Here is a 16,851-nt window from a genome sequence, read left to right as displayed (position 1 = left end):
GGGGGCGGGGGGGGGGGGGGGGGGGGGGGGGGGGTGGGGGGGGGGGGGGGGGGGGGGGCGGGGCGCCGCCCCCCCGGCGGGCGGCGCCGGCGCCCCCTGGCCGCAAACAGACACGGCCCCTTGCGGGGCCGTGTCTGCAAGCGTGAGTACCACGCGGTGTCAGCGCAGCACCTGCTCCACCAGCTGCACGTCCGCGCTCTGCAGCGGTTCGGCGGCATTGCGCGACAGCTGCACCTGGTAGGTGCCACCTTCAATCTTCCACTGGCGGGCCTGCGCATCGTAGTGGGCCAGGGTCTTCGGCTCGGCTTCGATACGGATGCGGCGCTGCTCACCCGGCTGCAACTGCACCTTGTCGTAGCCGATCAGCCGGATCGGCGTGCTGCTGCCCGCCGGCAGCTTCAGGTACAGCTGGGCCACATCGGCACCGGCGCGCTTGCCGGTGTTGCGGATGTCCACGCTGGCGACCAGGCGCGAACCTTCCACGCTCACCTTCAGGTTGTCGTAGGCAAAGGAGGTGTAGGACAGGCCATGGCCGAAGGCGAAGGTCGGAGTCAGGCCCTTGGCGGCCATCCACTTGTAGCCGACGTTGGCGCCTTCGATATCGAAATCGAACACATCACCGAACGGTTTGGCCGGCTTGAAGCCCAGGCCATCGATATGCGGGCGCGGCAGCTGCGACTCGTCCGTCACCCAGGTCACCGGCAGGCGGCCGGACGGATTGGCCTGGCCGGTCAGCAGTGCGGCGATGCCCTCGCCACCGCGGATGCCGGGATACCAGGCCTGCAGCATCGCCGGCACCTGCGCCAGCCACGGCGTGCGCACCGGGCCGTTGGTTTCCAGCACCAGCACGGTCTTCGGGTTGGCCTTGGCCACCGCCGAAATCAGCGCATCCTGATTGTCCGGCAGCTGCATGTCCGGCAGATCCACCGATTCGGCGGCCCACTGCGTGGCGAACACGATGGCGACATCCGCCTGTGCGGCGGCCTTGGCTGCAGCCGCGGCATTGTTGCCGTCCACATACGCGATGGTGGCGTCCGGGCGCGCTGCACGCAGCGCCTCCAGCGGCGAGGACGGATGGAACATCACCGGGCCCGGCCAGGTGGTCGGCATCACGCCCGGCACCGCGTTGGTGCCCTTGGCGGTCACGCCCACCATCGACGAACCGCCACCACCGATCACGCCCTTGTCGGCATGGCCGCCGATGATGACGATGCGCTTCACGCTGTCGGCCAGCGGCAACAGGTTGCCTTCATTGCGCAGCAGCACGCTGCCCTCTTCCACCGTGCGCTGTGCCACGGCAAAACCGGCCTCGGCATCAACCTTCTGGTGCTGCGGCGGGTTGTCGAAGTTGCCGTGCAGGAACATCGTGCGCAGGATGCGCGCCACCATGTCGTTCAGGCGCGCCTGCGGCACCACGCCGCCGTGCACGGCCAGGCGCAGCGGCTCGTCGAAGAACACCGCCGCGTCGAACACTTCACCGGCCGACTGCTGGTCCAGGCCGGCCAGCGCCGCCTTTGAGCCACTGTGCACGCCACCCCAGTCGGACATCACGAAACCAGGGAACTTCCATTCCTGCTTCAGCACCTGGTTCATCAGGTAGCCGTTCTCGCAGCCGTAGGTGCCGTTGATCTTGTTGTACGAGCACATCGCCACGCCCGGGCGGCCGGTCTCCAGCGCGATCTCGAAGGCCAGCAGGTCGGACTCGTGCATGGCCTGTTCGCCGATGCGTACGTCATGGAAGTTGCGGCGGGTCTCCATGTCGTTCAGCGCGAAGTGCTTCATCGAGGAGATCACGTGCTGGCTCTGCACGCCCTGGATCAACGCGCCGACCATCGAGCCTGCCAGCAGCGGATCTTCGCCGGCGTACTCGAAGTTGCGGCCGTTGCGCGGATCGCGCTGCAGGTTGACGCTGCCGGAAAGCAGGATGTTGAAACGCTGCTGCCAGGCCTCGCGGCCCATCGTCGCGCCGCCTGCGAAAGCCACTTCGCGGTTCCAGCTCGATGCGGTGGACGGGCCGGAGGGCATGGCGGTGGCGAAGTCGCCGGGCCGGATTCCGCCGGGGTTGGTCACACCGACGCCGGCGTCGGCCGACTGCTGCGAGGGAATGCCCAGGCGTGGCACGCCCGGCACGAAACCGGCCGAACCGACCGCGCCGTCCGGCAGCGGGCCGCCGTCCTTGCCCAGCCCGAAGTAGCTGTGCAGCATCTGGAATTTCTCATCCTCGGTCATCGCCTTCAGCAGCAGCGCAGCGCGGGCGTCGGCGTTGAGGGTGGTGTCCATCCACGGCGCATCACCCCCCTTGTCGGCGGCATAGGCCAGGGTCAGCAGGGTCGCGCGCAGGGCGCTGCCCTCAACCTTGAACGGCGCACTGCTGGCGGCCTGGAAGCCATCGCTGAAGTAGCTGGCATCGGCTTCCGGGGCCACCCGCGCCGGATCGAAACCGGCAGCCTTGGCGGAATCGCCAGCAACAGCGCCGAGCAGCACCGCCGGCGCACCCAGCCTCGAACGCGACACCAGGGCCGGCAACTGCAGGGCACCCGCGCCGGCATCGGTGTAGACCGCAACGGTGTGGCGACCGTCATCCAGGCGCAGGTAGTTCAGCCCCGGCTGGTCCGGGCCGGATTCCGCCGCGATCGGCAACCGGGTCAGCACGGCCTGACCGCGCTGGGTCCGACCATCGTCCTTCCCGGCGGCGATGAAGCGGTATTCGTAGCCCAGGCCATCAGCCAGCAGCTGCAGCGGATCGACCTGGTCGATGCTGCGCTGCACCTGCCGCACACTCACGGCATCCACCTGCAGGGATCCAAGCTGGGTGGCCAGGGCCGGCATCGCTTCGGCCGGCGGCGCCTGCTCCAGGGTCAACACGGTGAACGCGGCGGGATCGGCCCACGCCGGCGCGATGACGGCGGCGGACACGGCGAGGGACAGGGCAAGCGGCTTTGTAAACGTTTTCATCGACGGGCGTAATTCCGTTGCCAAGGCAATCGGTCCAGGGAAAATGCCGCCGAAGGGTGCAGCGTTCATGCCGTACAGGCGTTGCCGGGCAACACCTCAGGCCGGAGGGCGGACCGGTCTGCGCGCGGGACCCTCCTCCCGGCGTGACAACCTGCCTGCCCGGGCCACGCACGTGGCCCAACCTGTGAAGATTGTGCGAGGGCGTTCATGCCTGTCAACAGGACCTAAGGCACAGGCCAGCCCCTGCACGCCGGTTATCAGTCCATCACCGGCGGTCATCAGTGGGGTGCGCGGCGCTGCCGATAATGGAAGCCCCTGGCCACGGATCACGCCCATGAACGTACATCGCGACTTCGACCATCTCTGGCGCGACCGCTGTGACACCTCCAGCCAACGCAGCCCGCGCGTGCTGATCCGCGTATTCGTCGCTCCCGGCGAACTGGAGCGCAGTGTGGCGTTCTACGAGCAGCTGCAGGGTGTGGTCGCCGATGCCGGGTTTCCGTTTCCCGATGCAGGACTGCGCCTGGCCATGGTCGGTGCCTTCCTGTTGATCGAAGGCAGCGAGACCGCACTGGCACCCTTCACCTCGACCACGGGCACCCTGCTGGTCGACGATGTCCGGCCCTATCACGACAAACTGATCGCTGCCGGGGCCGAGATCATCTTCCCGCTGCAGATCGTCCCGACCGGTGCGGCGTTCAATGCAGTCCATCCCGATGGCACCGTGGTCGAGTACGTGCACCATCGCCCGGATCCGCAGGGGCGGTGAGTGCGGGGCACGTTGATCGATGAACCGCGCCCGCTCTTCAGCAACCTGAAACGCGGCCCCCGAATTCATTAGTAATTCTACTCACGAGGCGAGTAGCATGTCCGGTCTCAGCCTTTGATACCGGCCTGTCGATACTCGCTCCATGCCAGCCGTTTCCGACAACTATTGTCGCTCTCAGCCAGCCCCCACGCGTTTCCGGACGGTGGGCTGATGGGTGCGGTCATTGCCCTCGACCGTCTCCTGGACGGTCGCCAGCTATGGCGCGGTCCGGCGCGGCACGGCCCGGCCAGCGACCATCTGGCCAGTGGCCACCCCGCCCTGGATGCACGCCTGCCCGGGGGGGGATGGCCGGCCAGCGGGCTGTGCGAGGTGCTGCAGGGCGCGCCGGGTGTAGGCGAACTGGCGCTGGTCTGGCCGGCATTGGCAAAGCTGAGCCGCCGCGAGCGGCCGATCGTGCTGGTCGCGCCGCCTTACCGGCCGCATGCGCCGGCCTGGGCCGCGGCCGGGCTGGATCTGGCGCAGCTGCAGATCATCCAGGCCGGGCCGAAGCAGGCGCTGTGGGCCACCGAACAATGCCTGCGCTCGGCGGCCTGCGCGGCAGTGCTGTGCTGGCCACAGCAGGTCGACGACCGCGCCCTGCGCCGCCTGCAGGTAGCCGCCGACAGTGGCCAGTGCCTGGGCTTCGTGTTCCGCGAGGCGCGTGCGGCCCGCAACCCGTCCCCGGCCAGCCTGCGCCTGCAGCTCGACCACGGCCAGGTCCGGGTCCTGAAGTGCCGTGGCGGATTGCCGCCGGCACAGCCGCTGCCACTGGCCATCGCCCACTGAGGCGGCCGCATGGACTGGGCCTGCCTGTTGTTGCCGCAGTTGGCGCTGGATTGCGTGCTGCGCCTGCAAGCGGATCCGCAGCGGCCACTGGTGCTGCTGCAGGGGCCGGCGCAGCGTCGCGTGCTGCGCGCCGTCAGCCCTGCTGCACGTGCAGCCGGCCTGCGTCCGGGCATGCTGTTGTCGGCCGCACAGGTACTGGTGCAGGACCTGCAGCTGCATGACTACGATCCGGCCACCGAGCTGCACACCCGCCAGTTGCTGGCCAGCTGGCTGTACGGCTTCAGTTCGCAGGTCAGCCTCGACTTTCCCCATGCCCTGGTCCTGGAGATCGGTGCCAGCCGTGCCCTGTTCGGCGATTGGCTGGCGATCGAACGGCGCCTGCGTGATGGCCTGCATGAACTTGGATTCCGTCACCGCCTGGTCGCGGCGCCCAATCCCCATGCCGCACGGGTGCTGGCCAACGTGCATGATGGCCTCGGTATCGATGCAGGACAGTTGCCAGCCCTGTTGGCGCAGCTGCCCTTGCCGCGCAGCGGATTGCCGGCCGATGCGGTGACCGTGCTTGGCCGCTCCGGGCTGCGTACGCTGGGGGCAGTGTTCGACCTGCCGCGCGAAAGCCTGGCGCGCCGCTTCGCGCCGGACGTGCTGCAGCAGCTGGACGCGCTGCGTGGCCTGCCCACCGCACCCCTGCGCTACTACCAGCCACCAGACCGTTTCGACGCACGCATCGAATTCGAGTACGAGATCGAATCCAGCCAGGCCCTGCTGTTTCCGCTGCGACGCCTGCTGCTGGATCTGGCGGCCTTCCTGTGCTCGCGCGATGGCGGCGTGCAGCGTTTCGACCTGCATTTCGAACACGACCTGCTGCCTGCCAGCGTGCTGACCATCGGCCTGCTCGCACCCGAGCGTGATGCCGCGCTGCTGTTCGAGATCGCCCGTAACCGCCTAGAGGCTTTCCCGCTGCCGGCGGGCAGCCGGGCCCTGCGCCTGCAGGCCGAACAGCTGCCGCCCTTCGTGCCCGCCGCACGCGATCTGTTCGACACCCGCCCGGCACAGGCGATGCCGTGGACCCAGCTGCGCGAGCGCCTGCGTGCACGGCTCGGCGATGATGCCGTGCAGCCCCTTGCCGTGCAGGCCGACCATCGCCCCGAACGCGCCAGTGGCACCCAGGCACCCGCCAGGCCACCGGCGTACTGGCCGCTGCGCCCCGGCTGGTTGCTGGACACACCACAGGTGCTGCGTGACCCGCGGCTGCGCGTCGTCACCGGGCCGGAGCGGATCGAATCAGGCTGGTGGGACCAGGCCGATGCGCGCCGTGACTACTACGTGGTGGAAACCGCACACGGCCAGCGCGGCTGGGCCTTCCGTGAGCGCAATGATCCACATGCACCGTGGATGCTGCACGGCTGGTTCGGCTGAACCACCATGCACGATGAGCTGCCCGGCTATGCCGAACTGCACTGCCTGTCGGCCTTCAGCTTCCAGCGCGGTGCCTCCACCGCCGAGGAACTGTTCGCACGTGCCCGCGGCCAGGGCTACCGCGCGCTGGCGATCACTGACGAGTGTTCGCTGGCTGGCATCGTGCGCGCCTGGCAGGCAGCGAAGACACAGGGCGTGGCGCTCATCGTCGGTGCCGAGTTCCAGGTCGAAGAGGGCCCGAAGCTGGTGCTGCTGTGCACCGACCAGGCTGCCTACGCCGGGTTGTGCCAGTTGATCACCACCTGCCGGCGGCGGGCCGGCAAGGGCGAGTACCGCTGCCTGCGCGATGACCTGCCCGGCCTGCCCGACGGCCTGTTGTGCCTGTGGCTGGACCGGCAGCCCGCCGCCACCGATCTGCCACTGCTGCGCGCAGCCTTCAAGGACCGCCTGTGGCTGGCGGTGGAACTGCACCATGAGCACGACGACGCGCGCCGCCTGCAGCAGCTGCAGGCGTTCGGCGAACGCCACGGCCTGCCGCTGGTCGCCAGCGGCGATGTGCACATGCATGTGCGCCGCCGCCGCGCGCTGCAGGACACGCTGACCGCGATCCGTCACCGCTGCAGCGTGGCCGAAGCCGGCTGGCGCCTGTTCCCCAATGGCGAACGCCATCTGCGCCCGCGCACCGCGCTGGCCCGGTTGTACCCCCCTGCACTGCTGGCCGAGACCGTGCGCATCGCCGAGCGCTGCCACTTCACCCTGGACCAGTTGAAGTACACCTACCCGCGTGAACTGGTGCCGGAAGGTCATGACCCGGACAGCTGGTTGCGCGAGCTGGTGGAAGAAAAGATTCCCTGGCGCTGGCCGGAGGGCATCCAGGAGCCGCAGCGCAGGCAGATCGAGCACGAGCTGGCATTGATCAGGAAGAAGAACTATGCCTCCTACTTCCTCACCGTGCACGACATCGTGCGCTTCGCCCGCAGCCAGGACATCCTCTGCCAGGGCCGCGGCTCGGCTGCCAATTCAACGGTGTGCTTCGTACTGGGCGTGACCGAGATCGACCCCGCGCGCAGCAACCTGCTGTTCGAGCGCTTCATCTCCGCCGAGCGGAATGAACCACCGGATATCGATATCGATTTCGAGCATGAACGGCGCGAGGAAGTCCTGCAGTACGTGTTCAAGCGCTATGGCCGCGAACGCGCCGCGTTGACGGCGGTGGCGATCAGCTATCGCGGCCGCAGTGCGATCCGTGATGTCGCCCGCGCGCTGGGACTGCCGATGGACCAGGTCAATGAACTGGGCGCGGCGATGGACCATTGGGGTGGCAACATTCCGCTGCCGGAAACCCTGCGCGAGCGCGGCTTCGACCCGGAGACGCCGCTGATGCGGCGACTGCTGTCATTGACCGCCGAGCTGATCGACTTCCCGCGCCACCTGTCGCAGCATCCGGGCGGTTTCGTGATTTCCGAACACCCGCTGTCGACGCTGGTGCCGGTGGAGAACGCAGCGATGGCCGACCGCACCGTCATCCAGTGGGACAAGGACGATCTGGATGCCACCGGCCTGATGAAGGTCGACTGCCTGGCGCTGGGCATGCTCACCGCCATCCGCAAATGCCTGGCAATGCTGAAGCAGCATGGCCTGCACGAAGGACGCATGGATGCGATCCCGCCCAAGGATGCGAAGACCTTCGACATGATCTGCGCCGCCGACACCATCGGCGTGTTCCAGATCGAATCGCGCGCGCAGATGGCGATGCTGCCGCGCATGCAGCCGCGCACGTTCTATGACCTGGTGATCGAAGTCGCGATCGTGCGGCCCGGTCCGATCCAGGGCGACATGGTGCATCCCTATCTGGAGCGGCGGCGTATCCTGCGCGAGCACGGCCCTGATGCACTGAACGATCCACACAATCCGCTCTACCCACCGCGGCTGGAACGCGTGTTCGCACGTACGCTGGGCGTGCCATTGTTCCAGGAACAGGTGATGCAGCTGGCGGTGGATGCGGCCGGTTATACCCCGGGCGAGGCCGATGCCCTGCGCCGTTCGATGGCGGCCTGGAAGCGCCGCGGCGGGCTGGAGCCGCATCGCGAGAAGCTGTTGGCCGGCATGCTGGAGAACGGCTTCAGTCGCGAATACGGCGAGCACCTGTTCGAGCAGATCAAGGGCTTCGGCGATTACGGCTTCCCGGAAAGCCACGCCGCCAGCTTCGCCCTGCTGACCTATAACAGCTGCTGGCTGAAGTGCCATCATCCGGCCGCGTTCACCGCCAGCCTGATCAACAGCCAGCCACTGGGGTTCTACAGCCCCGACCAGCTGCTGCAGGATGCGCGCCGGCACGGCATCATCGTGCTGCCGGTGGACGTGCGCCACAGCGACTGGGACTGCACGCTGGATTTCAGCAGGGGTCCCGCGGCGATCCGGCTGGGCCTGCGCCTGGTCGATGGCTGCAACGAACAGGTGGCACAGGCCATCATGCGCGAACGCGCGCGACGGCCATTCGACGATGTCGGCGATCTGTGCCAGCGCACCGTCCTGGACCGGCGCCATCAGGGCCTGCTGGCCGATGCCGGCGCGCTGCGCGGCCTCAGCGGGCATCGTCATCGTGCGCGCTGGGATGTCTCCGGCGTGGAAAACCGCCTGCCGCTGTTCGATCAGGCCCGCACCACCGCTGAAGCACGCGTGCCATTGCCGTTGCCCAGTGCGTGGGAAGACATGCAGGCCGACTACCGCAGCATCGGCACTACCCTGGGTCGCCATCCCATGTCATTCCTGCGCACGCAGCTGCGCAGCCGCGGCTGCCTCGACGCCGCACAACTGGCCGGCCACGGCCATGGCCGCCGCGTACGCATCGCCGGGCTGGTACGCATGCGCCAGCGTCCCCAGACCGCCAGCGGCGTCACCTTCCTTACCCTGGAAGATGAAACCGGCATGGTCAATGCCGTGGTCTGGCGGCACCTGGCCGACCGGCAGCACCGTGTACTGGTCGATACCCAGTTGATGCAGATCGACGGCCGCCTGGAGCGTGTCGATGGCGTGCAGCATGTGATCGTGCAACGCATGCACTGCCTGGATGAACTGCTGCAGGGCCTGCGCAGCCGAAGCCGCGACTTCCACTGAGGACACACCGCATCACACAGCGAACTGGTCATGGGCGGCCCGCTTCCGTTATCGTCGGCACATCCAAGGAAGGACGATCCGATGCCCCGTGCACTCACGCTGACCACGCTGCTGGTCTCCACCCTCGCCCTGCTCGTTTCCGGCTGGACTGCCTGGAGCCTGCATCGCAGCCAATCGCCGCAGCGGGTGATCGAAGCCCGGGGCCTGGTCATCCACGATGACGCCGGTCAGGCGCGGGTGATCCTGGGCGCCCCGGTGCCCGACCCGCGCAGTCGCGGCCAGGTGCAGGGAACACGTGCCAGCGCCCTGTCCGGCCTGGTTCTGCTGGGTCCGGACGGCTCCGAACGCGGCGGCTACGGCACGACCGACCACGGTGGCGAAGCCCTGCTGACGCTTGACGATGCAGCCGGCACCACCGAAGTGTTCAAGGTGGTCGCCAACCCCGACCGCGGCGCCAGCCTGATGGTCAAACACCAGAACAACACCGGCGCGATGCTCACCTCCTGGCAGGGCAAGCCGGAGTTGATGTTCGTGGATGACAGCGGGCAGTCCTACTACGTGCGCCCCGGCGTCAGTGCCGCGCCCTGAAGGACGCGGGTTCATCATCCCAGCACGGTCGCCAGGTCATCGGCCAGCTGTCGCTGCTGCGGTGTTCCCAGCGCCGCACAGGTGATGCGCAGGCCATGGCCGGGGGCGGAAACCGCGAACACTTCGCCGGCACGCACATGCCAGCCGCGGGCGGCCAGCGCCAGTACCTGCGGGCGGCTGTCATCCGGCAGCGGCAACCAAAGGTTCAACCCCTCCATCGGCACGGCCTGCTGAACGCCCCGCGCCTGCAGCAGCATCTGCAGCGACTGCAACCGCTGCTGGTAACGCACGCCGGCCGAAGCGATCTTCGCCCGCTGCGGGGCTGATTCCAGCACCGAGACCGCCGCGTCCTGCAGCAGGTGGCTGACCCAGCCGGTTCCCGCTGCCAGCCGCAGGCGCAGCCGTACTGCGGTTTCTTCATCGCAGGCCAGCCATGCCAGGCGCAGATCCGGGCCCAACGGCTTGGACAGCGAGCGCAGCAGTGCCCAGCGCCGGCCATCGACGGGCAGCACCGAGTGGTAGGCCTGCTGCGAGAGCAACGCGTAATGATCGTCGATCAGCACCGCCACCTGCGGGTAGCCGGCCAGCAGCTGGCGCAGTGCCCGCGCCCGCTTCGCATCCAGGCTGGCGCCGGTAGGATTGTGTGCGCGCGGCGTCAGCAGTACCGCGCGTGCGCCAGCCTCCAGCGCCCGCCGCAGCGACGCCACCTGCATCCCATGCGTGTCCACCGCCACGGACAGCGGCGTGTGGCCAGCGGCATTGAGCACGTTGAGGCTGCCAAGGAAGCAGGGATCCTCTACAGCGATGCGGTCGCCGGGCAGCAGCCAGGCAGCCAGCAGGCGTTCGATGCCATCGACGGCACCGTGGCTCAGCTCCAGGGCGTAGCCCTGCGGACAATCGGCATCCAGCGACGCACGTGCCAACCGCTGCATGCGCGGGTCGACCGTACCCACGCCATACAGCCGAGGTGGCGCCGGTGCCAGGCGCAGGCTCGGCAACAGCCGTGGGTCCGGATTGCCACCTGCCAGATCGTGCAGCGCCAGCCCCGGCGGACTGCCTTCGCGCGCGACGGGGGCCGGCACGCCACGCACCGTGGTACCGCGCCGCCCCCCCGTACTGGCCAGGCCCGCCGCGTCCAGCCGCTTGTACGCGGCCGCCACCGTGTTGCGGTTGACGCCCAGCCGCTCGGCCAGCTCGCGTACCGGCGGCAGCACGCTGCCGGCGGTCAGCCGCCCGTCGCCGATGCCCTCGCGGATGCTGTCGAAGATCGATTCGGCACTGTGCCCGGTGATTTTCATTTTGTCCTATGCCAAAATAAATCTTGTCCTGTGCCAGTGTATCCCACCCTGGCCACCCTGCATTGGAGGTGCACGCATGCCCCTTGCCGCCGCCGACTGGCCTGTCGCCCAGTCCGTCGAACAGATCGCCCGCAACCTGCTCACGGTGCGCCAGCGCATCGCGCGGGCCAGTGCCCGCGCGGGCCGCGACCCGCAGAGCGTGCGCCTGCTGCCGGTCAGCAAGACCGTGGATGAGGCGCGCATCCGCATGGCCGTGGCTGCCGGCTGCCATGAGCTGGGTGAGAACAAGGTGCAGGAGGCACAGCGCAAGGCCGAGTCGATGGCCGACCTTGGCGTGCGCTGGTCGGTGATCGGCCACCTGCAGACCAACAAGGCCCGCCATGTGGCGCACTTCGCCAGTGAATTCCAGGCGCTGGACAGCCTGCGCGTGGCCGAAGCGCTGCAGCAGCGCCTGCTGCTTGAGGACCGCACTCTGGACGTGTTCGTGCAGGTCAACACCTCCGCCGAACCCAGCAAGTACGGCCTGGAGCCCGGCGCCGTCGACGCTTTCGTGCAGCAGCTGCCCATGTTCGACCGCCTGCGCGTACGCGGATTGATGACCCTGGCCATCTTCACTCCGGAGGTGGAACGCGTACGCGCCTGCTTCGTCCGCCTGCGCACGCTGCGCGACCAGCTGCAGCGCAGCGCGCCGACCGGCATCGACCTGTCGCAGCTGTCGATGGGCATGTCCGGCGACTTCGAGGTCGCCATCGAGGAGGGCGCCACCGTGGTCCGCGTCGGCCAGGCCATCTTCGGAGCACGCGCGACACCGGACAGCGCCTACTGGCCCACCCGTGGAGGGGCCGCATGAAGCACGCAGTCGTCCTGCAACACATCGCCTTCGAAGACCTCGGCACGCTGCAGCCGCTGCTGTTGGCCCAGGGCTGGCAGCTGCACGTGCTGCAGGCCGGCATCGATGCGCTTGACGCGGCCGAAGCGGCTGATCTGCTGGTCGTACTGGGAGGCCCGGTCAGCGTCAACGATGGCCTGCTCTACCCCTTCCTGGCTGACAGCATCGCGCTGTTGCAACGGCGCCTGCACCTGCAGCGGCCGACCCTCGGCATCTGCCTGGGTGCGCAGCTGATGGCACGTGCGCTGGGGGCGGAGGTGGCGCCCAGCGGAGGCAAGGAAATCGGATTCGCGCCACTGCTGCTGACCGACGAGGGCCAGCGTTCTCCCCTGCTGGCATTGCAGGGCATTCCTGTGCTGCATTGGCATGGCGAAGCCTTCGAACTCCCGGACGGTGCGCACCGTCTTGCCAGCACACCCGCCTGCCGCCACCAGGCCTTTTCCATCGGCAAGCATGCACTGGCCCTGCAGTGCCACCCGGAACTGGACGCGCGGCAGTTCGAACGGTGGCTGATCGGCCACACGCTCGAGCTGGCCCAGGCGGGCATCGACCCGAATGGTCTTCGCGCGCAGGCACGCCGCTATGGCGCCCCGCTGGCCGCAGCCGCGACTGCGATGTTCAACCACTGGCTGCAGGAACTACCGGAGAACGCACGATGAACTACCGCCTGCTGGTCCACCGTCACGGCGCCTACTGGGGTCATTTCGACTGCCAAGGGGCAGATGCGCTGCAACGCCTGGAGACCATCGCCGCGCACCTGCCCAACGCAGCGGGATTCCAGCTGCAACGCCAGAAGGGCATTGGCGAGGAACGCATCCTGTCCAGCAATGCCGAAGGCCTGCGTGTGCTCGCTGCACAGATCCAGTACCGCGACCTCTGACGCAGAGCGCGCTGCCGGCCCGCTCGCCTTCGATGCACCGTCACCATGGATGCAAATGATTCTCTTTTACTGTAAGGTGCAGACGCTGCCCTTGCCGCCGCGGGCTGTTCCCTTTCCCAGTTGTAGCCCGCCCCGTGTCCACGCCTGTCGAACCGACGGATGTCGCGCATCTGTGCGCCGCCCATTACCGGCCGCTGCACGCCCACGTCCGCCGCAAACTCCCGCAACGCAGCGATGCCGATGACGTCGTCCAGGAGACCTGGCTGCGTGTCGTCAAGGTCGCCGCCAGTGGCCTGCTCAGCAATGGCCGCGCCTACCTGTACCGCGTCGCCCACAACCTGATCGCCGACCATTACCGGCAACGCCAGCGCCGCCGGGAAGACCCGCTGGACGAAGCATCTCTGACCACTCTCGCCGATCCGGCGCCCCTGCCGGAACAACGCCTGCTCGATCTCGAACAACTGCGTCACCTGGACGCGATCATCGCCGCCCTGCCGCCGCGCTCGCGGCAGGTGTTCCTGCTGGCCCGGGTCGAACAGATGGCCTTGGCCGAAATCGGTCGCCAGCTCGGCATCAGCCGGCAGACCGTGCATGGACACCTGCTGCGCGCGCTGGTCGCGCTGCAACAGGTGCCCGGCCCATGAGCCAGGACACGATCGCACGCGAAGCCGCACGCTGGTGGCTCGACGGCCATGACGGTACGCGCGACGAGCGCGCGTTCGCCCACTGGTATCAGGCAGACCCGCGCCATGCAGCACAGTACCTGCACCTGCAGCAGCTGTGGCAGGCCGGTGCCGGCCTGCCCAGCCTGCAACGCCAGCAGCAGCGTCACCGCCGGCGCGCCCTGCGCGAGGCGGGCATCGGCGCCCTGCTGCTGTGCGTGCTGGGCCTGTCGCTCCGCCAGGACGCACCGCCGACAGAACTGGTGCTGCGCACCACCGTCGGCGAGATCCGCGAGACACCCTTGCAGGACGGTTCGCGCGTCGTGCTTTCTCCGGGCAGCGAGGTGCGCGTCCGCATCGACGGACAGCGCCGGCAGCTGCAGCTCAAGAAGGGGCAGGCCTGGTTCCAGGTTGCCGCCGATGCCGACCGGCCGTTCCAGGTGCGCACGCCGCATGGCAGGGTCACCGCGCTGGGCACCGCATTCGATGTCGCCGTGCAGAACGGCAGCAGCGTGGTGACCGTCACCGAACACCAGGTGCGGGTGGACAGCGGCAGCGGCAGCGGAGAGGCAAGCCAGGGCGAACAACTGCGCTTCGATGGCCAGACACCCGGCCCCCCGTCGGCCGCACCGGCAGGCGTGCTCGCCTGGCGCGAGCGGCGCCTGCACTGGGTATCGGCACCATTGGAGGATGTCGCCCGGGGGCTGGACCGCTGGGACGGTGGGCACACCTGGATCATGGGCGCGCACCTGCGCCAGCAGCGGGTCACCGTGCTGGGCAATGCCACCGGCGCCACCGGCACCCGCGACCAGCTCGCCCGGCAATTGCAGGTCCGCGTGCTGCGCATCGGTCCCGGACTGCAGCTGTGGCTGTCATCAACGCACGGCACCGGCCATGCACCCTGACATCGTCCCTGCCCGTGCGTCTTCCCAGGCTGACGACGCTCTGCGTCACTCCCTGGAGACCTCGATGCTGTCCCACCGCCCCCTTGTCCTGGCCTTGTCGCTGGCCTGCGCCAGCCCGGTTCCATTCCTGTCCGGCCATGCCCAGGCACAGACCGCAACCCGCCACTACGACCTGCCTGCACAGCCGCTGGCCGGCGCACTGGATGCCTACAGCCGGCTCACCGGCATCGATCTTGTAATCGGTGGCGCGCTGCCCCAGCGCCAGATGGCGCCCGCCCTGCGCGGCAACTTCGACGACAGGCAGGCGCTGTCACAATTGTTGGCCGGCACCGGCCTGCGGCCCCGCTTCATCGACGCACGGCGTGCCACCCTCGAGCCGGCGCCTGCCGAGTCCAGCGATGGCAGCCGCCGCACCGGTCCGTTGCGCGTGCAGGGCACTCCTGCACAGGGCCATGCGCCCGGCACCGGCGCCAGCCAGTACGTCCCCGCCACCCGCGATGGCTTCGCGCCAGCCGTTGGCAGCGAACGCGTGGCGATGGCCGAACGCCAGGAGGGCAACAGCCTGCTGCGCTCGATGCCCGGCACGCACAGCTTCCACTCGCGCAGCCAGCCCGGCCTCCAGGTCAACATCCGTGGCATGACCGGCGCCGGCCGCGTCAACACGATGATCGACGGTGTCACCCAGACCTTCCGCAACAACGCCGGGCACGGCTCCGGCGGCCCGTTCGCCTATGTCGATCCATTCCTGCTGGCCGGGGTGGATGTGCAGCGCGGTGCCGTCGCTGGCGGCGATGGCGCTGGCACCCTGGCCGGTACCGCCAACTTCCGCACGCTGGATATCGATGACCTGCTGGGTGAGAGCCGCGACTGGGGCCTGCGCGCCGGCTACCGGCACGGCGACAACGGCTATGGCAGTGGCCGCACCTTCGCCGGCGCCTGGCGCCACAGCGAGGAAGGCGGTGACCGTCAGTTCGGCCTGCTTGCGGCGGCCAGCAGCAGCCGCAGCAGCGAGTACGCGACCGCCAACGGGCAGAAGAACAGCGCCGACCCGGGCAGCCAGCACCCCAGAAGCTGGCTGCTCAAGGCCCGCCTGCAACCCAGTGAGCTGCACCGGCTGGACCTGAGCCACATGCGCTACGAGAACGACTTCTATCACAACTACCCGTGGCAGATTTCGGCACGCAACCAGCGCGCCAGCTATCACTACACGCCCTACACGCCCTGGATCGATCTGCGCGCCAGCTTCGCCGCCAACAAGACGCGGCTGTTCTATCCGCCGGTGGAAGTGTCCAGCTACATCGGCCGGCGTACCCACAGCAGCCTGAGCAGCTGGAACATCGACAACACCAGCCGCTTCGAGATCGGCTCGTTGCAGGCACGCTGGAACACAGGCCTCAAGCACCAGTCGGACATTTTCGTTGCTGATACGCCCACCCTGCGCGGCGCCAACCCGCAGGGGCGCAGCCAGCTGGACAGCGTGTTCAGTACGCTCGAACTGCAGTACGGCATCTACGCACTGACCACCGGGCTGCGCCAGGATCGCTACGGCATCCGCGGGCACATCCCGGCCTGTTCGGATGTGCCGGGCCAGTGCACCCGGATCAACGGCGGGGGCATCGACATCCGCCGCCGCCAACATGCACTCAGTCCCAGCCTCTCGGTTTCGTTGCAGGCAACCGACTGGCTGCAGCTGTACGCCGAGGCCTCGCGAACATCGCGGCCGCCACGCGTGCAGGAGATGTTCTTCGAGAAGATTCCGCTGGAAGGCATGAGCGATGCCGATGGCGTAGGCGCCAATCCATTCCTGCGCCGCGAACGATCGCGCAACCTGCAGTTCGGCGCCAATCTCAGCACCGACTCGCTGCTGCGCGACGGCGACCTGGCCCAGTTGCGGGTAACCCGCTTCGACAACCGCATCCGCGACTACATCAAGCCGCAGTACCTGCTGATCGTGCATCCACCGGAAATCGAGCCCGTCGTGGTACCGATCGACAGCGACCCGCAGCTTTCGGCCTGGACCGATGCGCTGGATGTGGACGACTTCAGCGTCACCACCCGCTGGATGAACGACCCGGGCGTGGTGCGCATGCGTGGCATCGAGCTGGAGGCCCACTACGCCAGCGAGCACTATCACGCGACGCTGAGCTGGACACGATCACACACCAGCGCGCCCACCATCGAGTTCGTCAACCTGGAAGACATCACCGCGCTTCCCGACCGCTACTGGACGCTGGACGTCGGCGGTCGCTGGTGGCAGCAGCGCGTGCAGGCCGGCGTGCGCGCCGAATACTCCGGCCCCACCGAGGAAGGCTACGACTTCTTCCAGACCCGCAAGACCCGCGGCACGGGTGTGCTGCTGGACTTCTACGCCAGCTTCAAGCCACAGGCCAGCACCACCGTATGGCTGAACATCGAAAACCTGCAAAACAAAGCCTATGACAACAATGCCTCGATCGACAGCATCTTCAGCCCGATCCTGGACCGCGGCAACGGCCGCGGCCGCACCGTCTCGATGGGCGTCAACGTGGCGTTCTAGCCGACGCT

General features: G+C 68.3%; 13 protein-coding genes. 11 read left to right on the top strand and 2 right to left on the bottom strand.

Going from position 1 to position 16,851, the window contains the following annotated elements:
* Positions 1 to 159: 159 nt before the first annotated feature.
* A complete protein-coding gene (locus tag ACVOME_RS14865) occupies positions 160 to 2,955 on the bottom strand; it encodes a beta-glucosidase family protein (RefSeq protein ID WP_111185970.1) in 2,796 nt (931 codons plus the stop codon).
* Between the two features lie 334 nt (positions 2,956 to 3,289).
* On the opposite strand from ACVOME_RS14865, the gene ACVOME_RS14860 reads away from it, so the two are divergent.
* The 5 genes from ACVOME_RS14860 to ACVOME_RS14840 all read left to right on the top strand — a co-directional run bounded on the left by ACVOME_RS14860 (position 3,290) and on the right by ACVOME_RS14840 (position 9,673).
* Complete coding sequence (locus ACVOME_RS14860) at positions 3,290 to 3,724, top strand: VOC family protein (RefSeq protein ID WP_053517644.1); 435 nt, start codon at positions 3,290 to 3,292, stop codon at positions 3,722 to 3,724.
* 210 nt (positions 3,725 to 3,934) lie between these two features.
* Positions 3,935 to 4,549 carry a translesion DNA synthesis-associated protein ImuA gene (gene imuA, locus ACVOME_RS14855; protein WP_193396818.1) on the top strand — a complete coding sequence of 205 codons (615 nt, stop codon included), beginning with the start codon at positions 3,935 to 3,937 and terminating at the stop codon, positions 4,547 to 4,549.
* A 9-nt stretch (positions 4,550 to 4,558) separates the two neighbouring features.
* On the top strand, positions 4,559 to 5,968 hold the full coding sequence (locus tag ACVOME_RS14850; protein WP_481505228.1) for a Y-family DNA polymerase: 1,410 nt from the start codon (positions 4,559 to 4,561) through the stop codon (positions 5,966 to 5,968).
* A gap of 6 nt (positions 5,969 to 5,974) precedes the next feature.
* Positions 5,975 to 9,085, top strand: coding sequence for an error-prone DNA polymerase (locus tag ACVOME_RS14845; RefSeq protein ID WP_481505227.1), 3,111 nt, complete (start codon positions 5,975 to 5,977; stop codon positions 9,083 to 9,085).
* 81 nt (positions 9,086 to 9,166) lie between these two features.
* Complete coding sequence (locus ACVOME_RS14840) at positions 9,167 to 9,673, top strand: hypothetical protein (protein WP_180876978.1); 507 nt, start codon at positions 9,167 to 9,169, stop codon at positions 9,671 to 9,673.
* A gap of 14 nt (positions 9,674 to 9,687) precedes the next feature.
* Here the strand turns inward: ACVOME_RS14840 and ptsJ are convergent, their stop codons facing one another.
* Positions 9,688 to 10,971: a MocR-like B6 salvage transcription factor PtsJ gene (gene ptsJ, locus ACVOME_RS14835; RefSeq protein ID WP_164151872.1), complete on the bottom strand. Its 1,284-nt coding sequence runs from the start codon at positions 10,969 to 10,971 to the stop codon at positions 9,688 to 9,690.
* Between the two features lie 76 nt (positions 10,972 to 11,047).
* Between ptsJ and ACVOME_RS14830 the strand changes: the two genes are divergently transcribed.
* From ACVOME_RS14830 to ACVOME_RS14805, 6 genes are all read left to right on the top strand, one after another.
* Positions 11,048 to 11,821, top strand: a complete 774-nt coding sequence (locus tag ACVOME_RS14830) for a YggS family pyridoxal phosphate-dependent enzyme (protein ID WP_481505226.1) — start codon at positions 11,048 to 11,050, stop codon at positions 11,819 to 11,821.
* Positions 11,818 to 12,519 (top strand): glutamine amidotransferase, encoded by a 702-nt coding sequence (locus ACVOME_RS14825; RefSeq protein ID WP_053517657.1) that lies wholly within the window; start codon positions 11,818 to 11,820, stop codon positions 12,517 to 12,519. Before ACVOME_RS14830 ends, ACVOME_RS14825 begins: the two co-directional genes overlap by 4 nt.
* Positions 12,516 to 12,740, top strand: coding sequence for a hypothetical protein (locus ACVOME_RS14820; RefSeq protein WP_053517658.1), 225 nt, complete (start codon positions 12,516 to 12,518; stop codon positions 12,738 to 12,740). The genes ACVOME_RS14825 and ACVOME_RS14820 overlap by 4 nt, the downstream gene beginning before the upstream one ends.
* Positions 12,741 to 12,874: 134 nt before the next feature.
* Positions 12,875 to 13,384, top strand: coding sequence for an RNA polymerase sigma factor (locus ACVOME_RS14815; protein WP_053517659.1), 510 nt, complete (start codon positions 12,875 to 12,877; stop codon positions 13,382 to 13,384).
* Complete coding sequence (locus ACVOME_RS14810; protein WP_481505225.1) at positions 13,381 to 14,307, top strand: FecR family protein; 927 nt, start codon at positions 13,381 to 13,383, stop codon at positions 14,305 to 14,307. The genes ACVOME_RS14815 and ACVOME_RS14810 overlap by 4 nt, the downstream gene beginning before the upstream one ends.
* A 64-nt stretch (positions 14,308 to 14,371) precedes the next feature.
* Positions 14,372 to 16,843 (top strand): TonB-dependent receptor, encoded by a 2,472-nt coding sequence (locus ACVOME_RS14805; protein ID WP_263174742.1) that lies wholly within the window; start codon positions 14,372 to 14,374, stop codon positions 16,841 to 16,843.
* Positions 16,844 to 16,851 lie beyond the last annotated feature (8 nt).

This window comes from Stenotrophomonas sp. STEN008, from assembly GCF_056760435.1.
This window is presented reverse-complemented; position numbering and strand designations above follow the sequence as displayed.